The following is a 15,874-nucleotide window of genomic DNA, read 5'->3' as shown; positions in this document are numbered from 1 at the left end:
TATTTGTCTTTATTAAGTTAATACGTTAAAACTTTAGCATTTGGTTTAAATTTATTTACTATGGGGTTAAAAGCGAACTATTTATTTGCGGTATTATTTTTGGTCATTCTAGCTTGTTCCGAGCGAAAATATGAAAAATCTGAATTAAGTGAAGAATTTTCTTCAGAGAATGGTCTGCAACCCATTGCACTGGCGATTCATGGTGGAGCCGGAACGATCAAACGTGAAAATATGAGTCCCGAGCGTGAAAAGGCTTATCGAGAAAAGCTTAGAGAATCTTTGAATGCGGGCTATACCGTTTTGGAAGATGGTGGTACTTCTGTCGATGCGGTAATTGCCGCGATTAAGGTGATGGAGGATTCTCCCCTTTTTAATGCGGGAAGGGGAGCTGTTTTTACCCATGATGGTAGAAATGAAATGGATGCAGCAATCATGGATGGCAAAAGTCGAAATGCGGGGGCTGTTGCGGGAATAACCACGGTTAAGAATCCAGTGACTGCTGCTTATGAAGTGATGACTAATTCGCCGCATGTTTTTATGGTGGGAAGGGGCGCGGAACAGTTTGCTGAAGAAAGGGGGCTTGAATTGGTAGATCCAAGTTATTTTAGAACAGAGAAAAGGTATGAGCAATTATTGAAAATAATAGATTCAGAACGCCAACAATTGGATCATGCTTCGATTAGAGAGATGGAGCTTCAAGATCCTTTTTTCAAGGACAGGAAATTTGGGACGGTCGGAGCAGTGGCAGTAGATGCCAAGGGAAATGTGGCTGCAGCTACTTCAACAGGAGGAATGACCAATAAGCGCTATGGAAGAGTGGGGGATGTGCCTGTCATTGGTGCTGGGACTTATGCTGACAATGCGACTTGCGCGGTTTCTGCTACAGGGCATGGTGAATTTTTTATCCGTAATGTGGTAGGACATGAAATTGCCTCTATCATGAGATATGGTCATAAGTCACTGGACGAGGCGGCCAATGAAGTAGTGATGGGTCAATTGGTGAAAATGGAAGGTAGCGGTGGCGTTATTTCAATTGATGCCAAAGGGAATATCAGCATGCCATTTAATTCTGCAGGTATGTACCGAGGTTATATCAAAGAAGAAGGACAGGCAAAAACTTTTATCTATGATGATGAAGAGGAAGGTTTATAGGAGGTGGTTAGGCCTAGCTGATTTTAAGCTGGGCAACTCTTTTTTGAAGGATTTTCTCTTCAATGTTTAGGCGGTATTTTATCCTTAGGAATCGCTGGATTAATTTCAGGTTTTTTTCTGTTCGGATAAAATAGGCCCTAAGGGTAACGTTGATCAAGTCGTCATTCATTGCTGGGAAATTTGCTGGTAACATTAAAATAAGCAAAAATCAGTTTTGATCATAGTTTGGGCGGTATATTCTTGGTTAGAATTTACTTCCTACCACCACTGTTTTTTTTATTTGGATCATGCTGCCATTGAGTTTGAGCATTTCTGCTAAGATGATATAATAGCCTGGCCTGACTTTAATTCCGTTTTGGTTGGTGCCATTCCAAGTATAAAAACCAGAAATTCCCCATATTTCATTTTCACATAGGCTTTTGATCAATGTTCCATTTGTGCCAAAAATTCGAATGGTTCCTACAAATCCAGGTTCTTCCAGCTGATAGGAAATGGTGGTGAAGGGTTGTTCGCCGGTGGCCTCAGGTAAGAAAATTTTGGGATTTACATCTAGTCCAATACCTGATTGGATCTGTTCATAGCTTTGTGAGTTTTTGTAGCCTGGAGTGGCATAGCCATGACTAGCTGCAGCAGAGTGCCAGTTTTCAGGGTTGTTGCTTTCATGTTCGGGGGAAAATCGCTCTAAAGATACCCCTTTGGTGTTTTGTATCATTTCATGATGGAATTTGTCCGAGTAATCAAGTCGCTCGATCAAGCCTTCATCGGGATTTAATAGAATGACGGTTCCTTCTGCGATCGGATAACTGGGCAAGTTGCTTATCTGAATCCACTTTTCTTTTTTTCCTTTAGGATATTCTCGATAGAGCATTTCTATGTCTTCTGTGATTAGCCTGTAGTCGAATGGGGAAATAATGTCAGTTTCCTCCGAAAAGGTTTTTCTATTACTGATGATCTCGTTTTGGAAATTGGCGAGTTTCCATTTGGATAGATCGATAAATTTGCTGGAGTGGTTATAAATTTCTACGAATTTTGGTGTGCCAGACCTTGGGTTGAAAAGGACCTCATTGAGGATTATTTCTCCCTTTTCTGCAATGGAGGGAATTTGGAAGTTTGTTTGGTTGTCGTTGGTGTCAAGGAGATTTCCCGAACAGTCCCTTAATCCTTCTACTTTGACTTGGTAGGCGATTTCTTCTGTCAAGTTTTCTTCAAAGATGATGGAGATCGTGTTTGCGCTATTTTGGTGGAATTCTATGGCTTTGATTTCTAAACTGGGCGTAAATTCCCATTGTGCATGTCCCAAGTCTGGTGAAAGGGCTTCGTCAAATTCCAAAATTAGGTTGTTAGGAGTTTTGACCATGGCTTTGATCAGTTTAGGTTTTATCTGGTCTGGACTTGCGTCAAAAACTGAATTTTCTTTGCCTGGTGTCCCAAGAAGGGGGCTTTCTGATGGTCTCAGCAGGGGTGTTTGGTCACAGGTATAAAAAGGGTTTACTACTTCTAGACTGTAGCCAGCATTGGCTTTGGTGGAGCTCCCGTAGCTTGCGCTGGAGTATGAAAGGCTGTCTAAAGGTCTTCCCTCCGAATCTATTAATATTACTTTGTCTTCACCATTTACAAATCTTGGCCATGTGGCTAAGCCTATGGTATTATTCAGTTGATCAAAAAGTTCCTGTTCGTCTTCATGGACCAATAATACATATTCGTCAGGCGCAAGGCTATACTCAGGTAGTATGGCTTCTCTACTTTTGTTGGCTAGGGTAAATCCTCCCAGTTCCCATGTTTGGTCAGAGGCATTGAACAATTCAATATATTCTGCATAGGGGAGCGGATTGTTGTATTTTGGGGCAGCCATAATTTCATTGATAATGATATCCTTAAAATTGGCTTGGGCATTTTTGTTGGAAGAAAAGTAGTATTTATTGGATTTGATTTTATTTCCCCATTGGTCAATTACATTGTTGATTTCCAGCAAATTCTCATCATTAAGATTGACCGGTAATCCCATTTTTAGCAGTATTTGATGGGGCCTATTGCCCCAGGCCAGAGCTTTCGGTTGTTTGCCATTTAGACGATAGTAGTCTGGGATAATTACAAAAGTCGAATCCATGGGCTTTGAAAAATGAACAATAAATTCGGAGGAGGATTTTTGGCTGATATGTAGGATTTTGGGTGGAATGGTGTCTTTTGCGATATTTTTTTCAATTTTCGAATTGGTTTCATTTGTAGTTTTAGGCCTTTTGATTGGTCCGGTTTTAAGTGTGTTTGTGCTTATTTGAAATTTATGAATCGGTTTATAATCGCTTGAAATAGGGGAGAATTGATGTGCTAAAGCTAAACTTGGGAGATTTGTTTTGTGATTGTGGGATATTTTGAGATTTTCTATGTTGTTAGTGAATGATTTTCCGTAACTTGCGCCTCGAAAAATTAGGGACTGGGGTTGTGCAACTAGCTGCTGCATAACTTCATCTGTGAGGGGGATATTGACCAAATATAGGATAATAAGTATCCAAGTTGATTTGCCCCATGTTTTCAAAAAGTACTTCATGGTCGAAAATATTTACGCGACTGTGCCGAATGAAAAGAAGTAAAATGGTCTTTTGCTTTTACAGTCAGTTAAAAATACATGCTGTTTGATTCCCATCAGCAGTCATAAAAGTGCTTTAGAGACAATGGAAATCAAGTGTTATTCTTGGTTTAGGATAGAAAAATAATATAAAAATCAATTAATAGAAAGTTTTCAACAATGAAATTAGCTGTTGTAGGAGCTACCGGTTTGGTAGGCTCAGAAATTCTTGAAGTGCTAGCTGAGCACAATTTCCCTTTTGATGAATTGCTCTTGGTGGCCAGTGAAAGGTCCGCGGGAAAGAAGATTACTTTCAAGGATAAGGAATACACAGTGATAGGTCTTGCACAAGCAGTGGCAGAAAAGCCAGATGTAGCCATTTTCTCTGCTGGAGGTGATACTTCCAAAGAATGGGCCCCTAAATTTGCTGAAGTAGGTACTATCGTGGTGGACAATTCTTCTGCTTGGAGAATGGATCCTACCAAGAAGCTGGTTGTTCCTGAAATCAACGCTAAGGCATTGAAAATTGATGACAGGATTATTGCAAACCCTAATTGTTCTACCATTCAAATGGTATTGGCCTTGGCACCATTGCGTGAGCGATATGGCATCAAAAGAGTGGTGGTTTCCACTTACCAATCAGTAACTGGTAGTGGCATCAAAGCGGTGAATCAGTTGATGGACGAGCGTGATGGAAAAGAAGGAGAGAAAGCTTATCCTCACAAAATCGATTTGAACGTATTGCCTCATATTGATGTATTCCAAGAAAATGGTTATACCAAAGAGGAAATGAAAATGATCAATGAAACGAAGAAGATTTTCGATGATCAAGATATTCAGGTTACAGCGACCACTGTAAGAATCCCAGTAATGGGCGGTCATTCTGAGTCTGTGAATGTTGAGTTCAAAGAAGATTTTGATTTGGAAGAAGTGAAGCAATTGTTGGCGGCAACTCCCGGGGTAATTGTGGAGGATGATGTGGCTAATAACGTTTATCCTATGCCTATGAATGCCCATAAGCGTGATGAGGTATTTGTGGGTAGATTGAGAAGAGATGAATCCCAACCAAATACTTTGAACATGTGGATTGTAGCAGATAACTTGAGAAAAGGAGCTGCGACCAATGCTGTTCAGATAGCAAAATACTTGGTGGAACATAGCTTGGTGTAAGTTTGGAAGCTTCCAAAATATACACTGATAAATTATTTCAATTTGTGCAGGATCATCTTCATGAAGATCCTGCACAATTGCTTTTAAAGCACCACCAGATTAAAGATCTGGATATTAAAGAGGCTGTTCAGCAGATTTCTGCTCGAAAAAAGGCCAAGGATAAGTTACCTTCCTTGGTAGCTAATCCTCATATTATTTTTCCTTCCTCCATTTCCCTGGAGCAGTGTTCTTCAGAGCAGACAGCCAATTTCAAAGCTCACTTTGTAAAAGGGCAAAGCTTGGTTGATTTGACGGGAGGCTTTGGAGTAGATACTTATTTTCTTGGACAGCAGTTTGAAAAGGTAGTATACTTGGAAAGACAAGGAAAGCTTGCAGAAATAGTTGCACTTAACTTTTCGAAATTGGGTGATAGGCCAGAGAAATTCCAAGTGCTTTCTCAAGATTCCATTGATTTTTTAAAGCGTAGATCCCAAACTTTTGATTGGATATATGTGGATCCCGCTAGGAGGGGAGGGCATAATCAAAAATTATACAAATTGGCCGATTGTGAGCCTGATATAGTAGCGAATTGGGAGATGATGAGACAAAAGGCCGATAATATAATGGTAAAAGCGTCCCCCATGCTTGATATCAAGGAGGCTTTAAAAGAATTGCCTGCTGTCCAGGAGGTTCATGTTATAGCAGTCAAAAATGAGGTCAAGGAAATTCTATTAATCTGGAAGAAGGAGCTTAAGGAGGATGAGCCTCAAATTAAGGCATGGAACTTATCCATGTCAGAAGAGCCAGCTTTTGAATTTACTTATACTGAAGAAGAACACGTACCTGTTTTTTTTAGTCCTGTAGAGAAGTATTTGATCATGCCTTCAGCTGCAATTTTGAAGACAGGTGCGTTTAAGTCATTTGCCCATCAATATGGAATAAAAAAACTCCATTACAATACACATTTATATACAGCTGGAAAATTGCCTGAAAAGATTCAGGGCAGGGCTTTTGAGATTCTTGAAGAGATTAAATTGGACAAAAAGAAGATCAAGCAATTGTTCCCCTCGGGAAAAGTAAATGTCTTGTCCAGAAACCATCCTCTTAAAGCTGAGGCCATCAAAAAGAAGTTTAAATTAAAAGATGGTGGAGAGGAGTTTTTATTGGCTTGCACAACGTCAGATGGCCTGCCCAAAGCTTTTTATTGTAGAAGGGTAGTCTGATCTAGTGTATTGACAAGCAGGCTAAATTATCTTAAATTGATTTTGACAGTAGTTGAATGAAGATGTCAAGAACTTTTAAAGATATCGAACTGATTAACCGGCAAGGTGATATCACCAAACAGCCCGATATAGCTGTAATAGTAAATGCAGCCAATGCACAGTTACGTGCGGGAGGTGGAGTAGCCGGGGCTATCCACAGGGCAGCAGGAGCTGAATTGGAGAGGGAAGCAGTCCCTCATGGTCCCATTTCTCCAGGGGAAGCTGTTATTACCAAAGCTTATAATTTACCCAATCAGTTTGTAATTCATTGTCTCGGCCCTGTATATGGTCGTGATAAGCCAGAAGAAATGTATTTGGCTAACTGCTATAGAAATGCACTAAAATTGGCAGATAAGTATGAGTTGGATTCAATTGCTTTTCCTGCTATTTCTACGGGGATTTTTGGATATCCAGTAAAAGAAGCTGCCAGTGTGGCCTATCAAGCGATTTTGGAAACTTTAGATGACTTAAAAACAGTTAAGAAGGTGTGTTTTGTGCTATTTGGGGAGGATGATTTTAAGGTTCATGAGGAGGTTCTGTCACGACTTAAGCCATAGTTTTTTATCTACACTATAAAAAAAGAAAGGAGTCCATCACATAGTACAAGACAAAAAACAGCAGGGCCAAAGTTCCATATATTTTCAGAACCAAGAGTCTATTGCATCTGTCCATAAACCAAAGGACATAAACAGGGCGAATAAAACCCACCACAATGCTTAATAAAGAAGCATATCCCAATGTCTTTATAAATAATATGATGGCAATCAACATATGGTGTATTTATTGGTAAAGTAAAAGAAAAAGGACAGTTAAAAAACTGTCCTTTCGACTTTAAGCGTGTGTATTTAGTTGAATTATTTCTTCCTCTTAACTTCTCGCATCTCGTATCCTTCAATGGTGTCATCAATTTTGATGTCATTATAGCCTTTGATGGAAATACCGCATTCATATCCAGCTTTCACTTCAGATACATCGTCTTTGAAACGCTTCAACTGATCGATTTCTCCATCATGGATTACAATACCATCCCTGATGATTCTGATCTTGTTCTTTCTGGTTACAAATCCATCAGTTACATAACATCCTGCTACTGTACCCACTTTAGAGATCTTGAAGACTTCTCTTACCTGGATATTACCAGTGATCACCTCTTCAAATTCAGGTTCTAGCATACCTTCGATAGCGTCCTTAATTTGGTTGATGGCATCGTAGATGATAGAGTAATGTCTGATTTCAATTTCTTCCTGCTCGGCAAGTCGCTTCGCACTTGAAGAAGGTCTAACTTGGAATCCTAAGATGATCGCGTCAGAAGCTGATGCCAATAGTACATCAGATTCAGAAATCTGACCTACTCCTTTATGGATGATATTGACACTTACCTCATCTTTAGAAAGTTTCAGTAAGGAATCAGAAAGGGCTTCCACAGAACCGTCCACGTCACCCTTGATGATGATATTAAGTTCCTTGAAGCTGCCGATGGCCAAACGTCTACCGATTTCATCCAAGGTAATGTGCTTCTTGGTACGCATGCTCTGCTCTCTATTGATTTGCTCACGAGAGTTGGCGATTTCTCTAGCCTCACGCTCTGTGTCGTAAACCTTAAGAATATCACCTGCTTGAGGAGCGCCACTAAGCCCCAAGACCTGAACAGGAGTAGAAGGTTCTGCTTCTTTTACTTTTTTACCAGTATGGTCAAACATGGCTTTTACTCTGCCATAGTGCTGGCCGGCAAGCATGATGTCTCCAATTCTCAAGGTACCTGATTGTATCATTACAGTAGAAACATAACCTCTTCCTTTATCCAAGGAAGCTTCTACTACCGTACCCGTAGCATTTCTATCTGGATTGGCTGTCAATTCAAGAATTTCAGCCTCAAGCAATACTTTTTCTAGTAACTCATCCACACCCTGACCTGTTTTTGCAGAGATTTCTTGAGACTGGTATTTACCGCCCCATTCTTCCACTAGCAAATTCATATTGGCCAGTTCTTCTTTGATTTTATGAGGATTGGCATTTGGCTTATCCACCTTGTTGATCGCAAAGATCATCGGAACACCAGCTACTTGCGCGTGGTTGATGGCTTCTTTGGTCTGCGGCATGATGCTATCGTCAGCAGCGATTACAATAATAGCCACATCAGTGATTTTGGCACCACGGGCCCTCATGGCCGTAAAGGCTTCGTGACCTGGAGTATCCAAGAAGGCGATTTTTTCGCCATTGTCCGTTTTTACATCATATGCACCAATGTGCTGGGTGATACCACCTGCTTCACCGCTGGTAACCTTTGCACTCCTAATATAATCTAGTAAGGACGTTTTACCGTGGTCGACGTGTCCCATGATAGTGACGATAGGAGCTCTTGGCTTCAAGTCTTCAGGGCTATCCACTTCTTCCACTTCATCTTCTTCCTCGTCAGTCTTGGTAAATTCTACCTCATATCCAAATTCATCAGCAATGATGGTGATGGCTTCTGCATCTAGTCTTTGGTTGATCGAAACAAACATGCCCAATGACATACATACAGAGATGATTTCGTTTACTGAAACATCCAATAGAGATGCAAGGTCATTTGCAGAAATAAATTCTGTTACTCTTAGGATCTTAGTTTCCTCCTGGCCTTCGACATTGTGGTCTTTGGTCCTTTCAGAACGCTTGTCCCTACGGCTCTTGCTTTTACTACCTCCAGATTTTCCACCGCCTTGTAGACGGGCAAGGGTCTGTTTGATTTGATCTTGAATCTCTTTTTGGGTAGGCTCAACTTTTTGGAATCTGTTTCCTTTTTGTTGGTTGCCTCCTCCAGGTCTTTTGCGATTGCCTTGTTGGTTTCTGTTTCCGCCTTGGCCACCGCCAGGACGATTTCCACCTGGACCACCGCCTGGGCGGTTTCCTCCCTGTCCTCCAGGGCCTCCGCCTTGGCCAGGGGTTCCTGGCTTATCGATACGCTTACGCGGTCTTTTCTTTTTGTCTTTTCCTCTTTCATCTGAGGAGGCCACAGGTTTAGCTTTCTTCTTAGGCTTGTCTTTTGGAAGTTCAATTTTTCCAAGAACAGTAAGGCCCTTAAGTGCGTCAGCTTTAGCAGAAATTACAGCGTCGCCTTTTTCCTTTTCAGGTTGTGCTTCTTCAGGTTTTTTGACTTGTTCTGCTGGTTTTTCAGAAGTAGGAGCTGCGGGCTTCTCAGCTTGCGGCTTTGATGCTGTAGGTTTGTCAGATTTCTGTTCCTTCCCAGGTTCAGAAGTAGTTTTTGGTTTTGCGTCTTCTTTCTCCTGAGGCTTCTCAGCCTTAGTGGTTTCTTGTGGTTTTTGAACTTTTGGTTCTTCTTGTTTTTGAGGTGCTTCAGGAGCTTTTGCTACTGGCTTCTCCTCTATAGGCTTTTCTTGAGGTTTGTTTTCTGCCTTTTTAGGCTCCTCTTTTTTGGCCACTGGTCTATCCTCTTTTTTAGGCTTGTTTTTCTTAGGTTGACCTTGTGCACCAAGGTCGATTTTACCCAATACTTTTATGCCCTGAAGCTTAGGAGCTTCTGGAGACACTTTGTCATCCTCTTCTTTTTTTACTTCTGGTTTGACCTCTGGCTCCTTTTTCTCCTCTTTAGGTGGAGTAGGAGTAGCTTGGGTCGCTTCCTCTTTTTTTACTTCTTCGGGCACGGTTTCTGATTCAGCTTTGATGGTAAAGGTCTCATTGTGACGTTTACCTATGGAAAGGTGGGACGCTTCCTCCTTTTCCTGTGCAGAGGACTTAAACTCCTTAGCCAGCATATTGAATTGATCCTGACTGATCTTGGAGTTAGGGTTGCTCTCTACATCAAAGCCTTTCTTAGCCATAGACTCAACTATCGTGGAAATCCCCACGTTGAGCTTTCTGGCTACCTGGCCTAATCGCATCATTTTTTCTTCTGACATACGCTAAAACCTGTTGCTAATTTTTTTTACTGATGTAAATATGCTTGAGCTGAACATTTCTGATCAGCCCCATTTATTTACTGTTCAAATTCCTGTTTTAAAATTCTGAAGATCTCTTCGATGGTTTCTTCCTCGAGTTCAGTTCTTCTGGTTAGGTCTTCCTTAGTTAATGCCAATACACTCTTGGCAGTATCTAGACCTGTTTTTTTCAACTCCTCTATAATCCAACCTTCAATTTCGTCAGAAAATTCGGTTAGATCGACATCTTCTTCTTCCTCATAATCAGAAAGTTCGCGGAAGACATCAATTTCATAGCCCACCAAACGGCTGGCAAGACGGATATTGTATCCTCCTTTACCAATTGCCAAAGATACTTGATCAGGCTTTAAAAATACAGAAAGTCGCTTTTCTTCTTCGTTTGCTTGGATAGAACTTACCTTGGCCGGGCTAAGTGCACGGGATACATAAAGCTCCAAATTATCGGTATAATTGATTACATCGATATTCTCATTCTGTAATTCACGAACTACTGCATGGATCCTGCTACCTTTCATACCTACACAAGCACCTACTGGATCGATACGGTCATCATAAGATTCCACGGCTACTTTTGCTCTTTCGCCTGGCTCTCTTACTATTTTTTTGATGGTGATTAGACCATCATATACTTCAGGTACTTCATTTTCAAACAATCTCTCCAAGAAAATTGGGGAGGTTCTTGAAAGGATGATTCTAGGATTGCCGTTAACCATTTCCACTTTGTGGACGATGGATCTTACAGCATCTCCTTTGCGGAAGCGGTCCTTAGGGATTTGTTCCCCTTTTGGAAGGATCAGCTCGTTGCCTTCACTGTCCATCAAAAGCATCTCTCTTCCCAAAATCTGGTATACTTCTGCGGTTATGATTTCGCCTACTAGCTCTTCATATTGTTGGAAAAGCAAGTCTTTTTCTAAATCCTTGATCTTTTGGATCAAAGTCTGTCTGGCCATCATTACAGCCCTTCTGCCAAAGTCTTCTAACTCAATTCTTTCATAAGTCTCTTCACCGATCTCAAAATCAGGTTCAATTTTACGGGCCTCGGTAAAGCTGATTTTATCGTGATCCCAGATGTCTTCTGAGTTGTCGTCAACAATCTCACGGATCCTCCAGATCTCCAAGTCACCTTTGTCTGCATTGATGATCACATCAAAATTCTCATCTGTTTCGTACTTTTTACGAATCATTGCTCTAAACACATCTTCTAAGATGCGGATCATGGTAGGGCGATCCACATTTTTTGATCTTGCAAATTCTGCAAACGATTCTATAAGAACTTTAGCATCCATTTTTTTTATTTAAAAGAGACTAATACAATTGATTTCTTAATTTGCTCCAAGGCGATGTTTTGCTCCACCTCAATAGCTTTTTTGCCTTTTTCCTTTTGCTTCACCAGCAGGGTGATTGATGTAGCATCTACTGCTAGAAGCTTACCTTCCACTTTATTGCCTTCTTCTAAGGAGACTTGCAGTTTCCTGCCTATATTTTTTTGGTATTGCCTTTTTCCTGAAAGCGGGTAGTCAAGACCCGGGGAGGATACTTCCAAAACATAAGCACCTTCCAAAAGTTCTTTGGCTTCTATTTCTTCTCCTACAGCTCTGCTGAGCAGGGCACATGTATCTATATTTAAGCCCTGGTCTGCATCAATTAAAATACTTACCTTTTTTTTTGGGCCGTTTTCACTTATGGATACATCCACCACAAAATGCGATTCATCGGGTAAATGCTTGTTGACAATTTCCTCGATGGTCTGCTTTATACTCATACTTCAAACACCTATAATGAAAGAGGGGACTGTGTGTCCCCTCCATTAACGACTAAATACGGTACAAATGTAATAAAATTTTTTTCAGAAAAAAAGGAAGATTCTGTAGGATAAATTTTATTAAGCTGTTTATTCTGGACTCTAGCAGATTTAAATGAGGTGAGGCGAGGTCATTTTGATGAAAAGTTGGCTTTTCTGAAGTTTTCTATTGGATGATTTTTTAAGCTGGATTTCATTTGGGCATGATAAAAAAAGAGTTTTTCAACTACAATATTGTTTTATTCTCGTTTAGAGAGGGGAATTTGGATTTTAAAAGATAGTTTTGTGCCCTAGGCAACTGTAGAAATTCCTTAGGGTTTAATTAAATTTGTTTTATGATTTCAAAAGAACTTAAGATATATAATACGCTTTCCCGAAAAAAAGAACTTTTTGAACCTATAAAGCCTCCATTTGTAGGAATGTATGTGTGTGGTCCTACTGTTTATGGAGATGCACACCTTGGCCATTCTAGACCTGCAGTAACTTTCGATACGGTGTATAGGTATTTAAGCCATTTGGGGTATAAAGTACGCTATGTCCGTAATATTACTGATGTGGGACATTTGCAAGGAGATGCCGATGATGGTGAAGATAAAATTGCAAAAAAAGCAAAGTTGGAACAGTTGGAGCCAATGGAAGTGGCGCAGCATTATACGGATACCTACCATAGAGACATGGATCTGCTGAATACCAACAAACCGAATATTGAACCGAGGGCTACTGGTCATATCCCTGAACAAATTAAGCTGGTACAGGATATTTTAGATGCTGGCTTTGCTTATGAGGTTAATGGTAGTGTGTATTTTGATGTGGTTAAATACAATGCTGAAAAGCCTTATGGTAAACTTTCAGGTAGAGTGGTGGAAGAGTTGATGAGTGGAAGCAGGGAGCTGGACGGTCAGGATGAAAAGCGGAATCCTATAGACTTTGCATTGTGGAAAAACGCCTCTCCTGAGCATTTGATGAAATGGGAATCACCTTGGGGGTTGGGCTTTCCTGGTTGGCATTTGGAGTGTACGGCCATGAGCTCCAAGTACCTTGGAAACCAATTTGACATTCACGGTGGAGGGATGGATTTGATGTTCCCACATCATGAATGCGAGATCGCACAGGGCAATGCCGGACATGGATCAGATCCGGCGAGGTATTGGATGCACAATAATATGATTACCATCAATGGTCAAAAAATGGGCAAGTCTTTGGGGAATTTTATTACCCTTCAGGAGCTGTTCTCTGGTAAGCATGAGTTATTGGAACAGGCTTATAGTCCCATGACCATTAGGTATTTTATATTAACGGCCCATTACAGGTCTACCCTGGATTTCTCCAATGATGCCCTTCAGGCAGCTCAAAAAGGCTATAAGAAGATCATCAATGGGTTGAGAATTGCAAAAAGTTTGGTATATCAAACAGAGGAGGGGGGACAATTAGATGAAAAACAGATCGATCAGGTAAAGAAAAGTATAGAAAATGCTTATAGGGCCATGAATGATGATTTCAATACAGCCCAAGCCATTGGCCACCTGTTTAATTTATTGAAAAAAATCAATAGCCTTTATACTGGGCAATTAAAAGCTGCTAGTTTAGGGAAGGAGGTTTTCAATGAGCTGATCAAAACTTTCACAGTTTTTGTGGTGGATATTTTAGGTTTGGTGGAAGAGAAATCAGATAAGCAACAGGAGTTATTGGAAATACTCTTGAAAGTTTATCAAGAAGCCAAATTGGCCAAGAACTATGATAAGGTGGATGAGATCAGGAATTCCTTAAAGGCAATTGGTGTCGTGGTAAAAGATATGAAAGATAAAGTAGACTGGGCATATGAAGAATAATTGGATTTGGGTTCTCTCTTTAGTATTGACCTTTTCGGCCTGTGGAGATGGAAAAGTGGAGGAAGCCAGCGAATCTCCAACAGTAAGTATGGCAACGAAGGCGGTGCCAGAATTTAATGCAGATTCGGCCTTTCAATATATTCAAAAACAAGTGGATTTTGGTCCTAGGGTTCCCAATACGGAAGAGCATAAAAAAGCGGGGGCTTGGCTTGAGAAGAAAATGGCTTCTTTTGGTTTGGATGTCAATACACAAGAATTTACCGCAGAAGCCTATGATGGCAAAAAGCTGGAGTTGACCAATATTATTGCCTCTTTTCGGCCGGAAGCTAAAAAGCGGGTTTTATTGGCGGCACATTGGGATACCAGAAGGGTGGCTGATAAGGACACCGAAAGAATAAATGAACCTATAGACGGCGCCAATGATGGTGGTAGTGGAGTAGGCGTTTTATTGGAAATTGCGCGTGTAATTTCTTCTGATAGCCTTAAGCCTCATGTGGGGATTGATTTTATCCTCTTTGATGGTGAGGATGATGGGAAGCCAGAGTCGGCCAAAGGAGGTACAGATGATGCTAGATGGTGGTGTTTGGGCTCACAGCATTGGGCAAGAAATCCTCATGAAAGGGGGTATTCTGCTTATTATGGTATATTAGTGGACATGGTAGGCGCCAAAGGAGCTAGATTTTATAAAGAAGGTGTTTCTTTGCAGTATGCCAAAGGGATCGTAGATAAGGTCTGGTCCTACGCGCACCAGATAGGCCACAGCGACTTTTTCCAGATGAGAGGGTCTCATGCGATTACCGATGATCATATTCCTGTAAACGAGGTGGCCAAGATTCCAATGATTGATATCATTGATTATTCACCTGATTTTGGTTTTGGTAGGTATCACCATAAGCATTCAGATAATATGGATGTGATAGACAAGCGGACGTTGAAGGCTGTGGGCGAAACAGTATTATTTACCATTTATCAAGAATAGAAACTTCCTCTGGGACTAAAAGGATAGGTCTTGTCTAACAAAAAATGTATATTCATTTTTTGACTAAGCAATTAAATCATGAAAAAGGGACAAGTTACCATTAGGGACATAGCCTTAAAGCTTAAAATCAGTATTTCCACGGTTTCTCGAGCATTGCGCAATTCACCAGAAATAAAACTGGAAACCCGGCAAAAGGTCATGGCCATGGCTGAAGAGCTCAATTATACCCCTAATGTGGTAGCGCAGAGCCTTAGGGTAAACCGGACAAAGACTTTAGGGATTGTGGTGCCGCAGTTAGCCTCCCATTTTTTTGCCTCCAATATCAGTGGTATTCAGGATACCGCTTACAAAAGAGGCTATAATGTAATGATCTGTCAGTCGAATGAAAATTTCGAGCAGGAAAAGTCCGATATCAGAACTTTGATTTCCACAAGAGTAGATGGTCTTTTGATCTCTCTATCTAGGGAGACAGAAAGTTATGAGCACCTTCAAAATCTAATCGACAGAGAAATTCCCTTTGTACTTTTTGATAGGATTACAGAAGGTTTTCCGGTGTCTACTGTAACAGTGGATGATACTTTAGGAGCTTATAAAGTCACCAAGCATTTATTGGAACAGGGTTGTCAGCGCATAGCATTTATTTCTGGTCCTGAAGGTATGTATATCTGTAAAAAGCGGATGGCAGGCTATGTGCAGGCTTTGACAGAGAGTGGTAAAAGCATAGAGAAGGATTTGATCGTTTACAGTGATCTTACAGAAGAAACGAATAAGCGGCTTACAGGACAATTATTGAATCTGAAGGAAAGACCAGACGCCATTTTTGCCATCAATGATCCAGTGGCCATAGATGTGATGAAGTACCTGAAAAGCAAAAATATTAATATCCCCCAGGATATTGCACTGGTTGGTTTTACCAATATGCCGATTTCTGATGCTTTGGAGCCTTCTTTAAGTACAGTAGACCAGCCCGCTTATGAGATGGGGAAGATTGCTGCTACTAATTTGTTGGATCAGTTGACGGATCCAGCATCATTTGAGCCAATGGATCTTGTCTTAGACACAGAGTTAGTTGTTAGAAGCTCTTCTCAAAAGTAAATATGTCTTGAGAACGTTTTCGGAAACGTTTTCTTACAAAATATCCCTGACAAAGCCTGTATAACATTTTTTTATCCATTAATTTGGTGTGAAAATTCAAATTGATGTC

At 40.7% G+C, this 15,874-nt stretch carries 11 protein-coding genes; 7 read left to right on the top strand and 4 right to left on the bottom strand.

The window, feature by feature from the left end; genetic code table 11:
- Positions 1-60 precede the first annotated feature (60 nt).
- Positions 61-1,152, top strand: a complete 1,092-nt coding sequence (locus KZP23_RS03850; protein ID WP_226334812.1) for an isoaspartyl peptidase/L-asparaginase family protein — start codon at positions 61-63, stop codon at positions 1,150-1,152.
- Between the two features lie 244 nt (positions 1,153-1,396).
- On the opposite strand, the gene KZP23_RS03845 is transcribed toward KZP23_RS03850, so the two are convergent.
- On the bottom strand, positions 1,397-3,259 hold the full coding sequence (locus KZP23_RS03845; RefSeq protein WP_226334811.1) for a lamin tail domain-containing protein: 1,863 nt from the start codon (positions 3,257-3,259) through the stop codon (positions 1,397-1,399).
- 636 nt (positions 3,260-3,895) lie between these two features.
- On the opposite strand from KZP23_RS03845, the gene KZP23_RS03840 reads away from it, so the two are divergent.
- Genes KZP23_RS03840 through KZP23_RS03830 form a run of 3 tightly spaced genes read left to right on the top strand, consistent with a single transcriptional unit; the run spans position 3,896 to position 6,683 of the window.
- The gene (locus KZP23_RS03840; RefSeq protein WP_226334810.1) at positions 3,896-4,885 is read left to right on the top strand and encodes an aspartate-semialdehyde dehydrogenase; all 990 of its coding nucleotides are present in this window, start codon (positions 3,896-3,898) and stop codon (positions 4,883-4,885) included.
- A 44-nt stretch (positions 4,886-4,929) separates the two neighbouring features.
- Positions 4,930-6,087 carry a class I SAM-dependent methyltransferase gene (locus tag KZP23_RS03835; protein ID WP_226334809.1) on the top strand — a complete coding sequence of 386 codons (1,158 nt, stop codon included), beginning with the start codon at positions 4,930-4,932 and terminating at the stop codon, positions 6,085-6,087.
- A 56-nt stretch (positions 6,088-6,143) separates the two neighbouring features.
- Positions 6,144-6,683 carry a macro domain-containing protein gene (locus KZP23_RS03830; RefSeq protein ID WP_226334808.1) on the top strand — a complete coding sequence of 180 codons (540 nt, stop codon included), beginning with the start codon at positions 6,144-6,146 and terminating at the stop codon, positions 6,681-6,683.
- Positions 6,684-6,980: 297 nt separating this feature from the next.
- On the opposite strand, the gene infB is transcribed toward KZP23_RS03830, so the two are convergent.
- The 3 genes from infB to KZP23_RS03815 form a co-directional block, all read right to left on the bottom strand.
- A complete protein-coding gene (gene infB, locus KZP23_RS03825; protein ID WP_226334807.1) occupies positions 6,981-10,022 on the bottom strand; it encodes a translation initiation factor IF-2 in 3,042 nt (1,013 codons plus the stop codon).
- Positions 10,023-10,099: 77 nt separating this feature from the next.
- Positions 10,100-11,347 carry a transcription termination factor NusA gene (nusA, locus tag KZP23_RS03820; protein WP_186753737.1) on the bottom strand — a complete coding sequence of 416 codons (1,248 nt, stop codon included), beginning with the start codon at positions 11,345-11,347 and terminating at the stop codon, positions 10,100-10,102.
- Positions 11,348-11,352: 5 nt separating this feature from the next.
- A complete protein-coding gene (locus KZP23_RS03815) occupies positions 11,353-11,823 on the bottom strand; it encodes a ribosome maturation factor RimP (protein ID WP_226334806.1) in 471 nt (156 codons plus the stop codon).
- Positions 11,824-12,197: 374 nt separating this feature from the next.
- Between KZP23_RS03815 and cysS the strand changes: the two genes are divergently transcribed.
- From cysS to KZP23_RS03800, 3 genes are all read left to right on the top strand, one after another.
- Complete coding sequence (cysS, locus tag KZP23_RS03810; protein ID WP_226334805.1) at positions 12,198-13,691, top strand: cysteine--tRNA ligase; 1,494 nt, start codon at positions 12,198-12,200, stop codon at positions 13,689-13,691.
- Positions 13,681-14,670, top strand: a complete 990-nt coding sequence (locus KZP23_RS03805; RefSeq protein ID WP_226334804.1) for a M28 family peptidase — start codon at positions 13,681-13,683, stop codon at positions 14,668-14,670. The genes cysS and KZP23_RS03805 overlap by 11 nt, the downstream gene beginning before the upstream one ends.
- 78 nt (positions 14,671-14,748) lie before the next feature.
- Positions 14,749-15,765: a LacI family DNA-binding transcriptional regulator gene (locus tag KZP23_RS03800; protein WP_226334803.1), complete on the top strand. Its 1,017-nt coding sequence runs from the start codon at positions 14,749-14,751 to the stop codon at positions 15,763-15,765.
- Positions 15,766-15,874 lie beyond the last annotated feature (109 nt).

The sequence above is a fragment of the Echinicola marina genome (assembly GCF_020463795.1).
Classification (GTDB): domain Bacteria; phylum Bacteroidota; class Bacteroidia; order Cytophagales; family Cyclobacteriaceae; genus Echinicola; species Echinicola marina.
This window is presented reverse-complemented; position numbering and strand designations above follow the sequence as displayed.

What these genes read in the sequence shown, in the direction of transcription:
- KZP23_RS03850 (WP_226334812.1), top strand. Translation starts at nt 61, where the DNA reads ATGGGGTTAAAAGCGAACTATTTATTTGCGGTATTATTTTTGGTCATT.
- KZP23_RS03815 (WP_226334806.1), bottom strand. Translation starts at nt 11,823, where the DNA reads ATGAGTATAAAGCAGACCATCGAGGAAATTGTCAACAAGCATTTACCC.
- cysS (WP_226334805.1), top strand. Translation starts at nt 12,198, where the DNA reads ATGATTTCAAAAGAACTTAAGATATATAATACGCTTTCCCGAAAAAAA.
- KZP23_RS03845 (WP_226334811.1), bottom strand. Translation starts at nt 3,259, where the DNA reads ATGGATTCGACTTTTGTAATTATCCCAGACTACTATCGTCTAAATGGC.
- nusA (WP_186753737.1), bottom strand. Translation starts at nt 11,347, where the DNA reads ATGGATGCTAAAGTTCTTATAGAATCGTTTGCAGAATTTGCAAGATCA.
- KZP23_RS03840 (WP_226334810.1), top strand. Translation starts at nt 3,896, where the DNA reads ATGAAATTAGCTGTTGTAGGAGCTACCGGTTTGGTAGGCTCAGAAATT.
- KZP23_RS03805 (WP_226334804.1), top strand. Translation starts at nt 13,681, where the DNA reads ATGAAGAATAATTGGATTTGGGTTCTCTCTTTAGTATTGACCTTTTCG.
- KZP23_RS03800 (WP_226334803.1), top strand. Translation starts at nt 14,749, where the DNA reads ATGAAAAAGGGACAAGTTACCATTAGGGACATAGCCTTAAAGCTTAAA.
- KZP23_RS03830 (WP_226334808.1), top strand. Translation starts at nt 6,144, where the DNA reads ATGAAGATGTCAAGAACTTTTAAAGATATCGAACTGATTAACCGGCAA.
- infB (WP_226334807.1), bottom strand. Translation starts at nt 10,022, where the DNA reads ATGTCAGAAGAAAAAATGATGCGATTAGGCCAGGTAGCCAGAAAGCTC.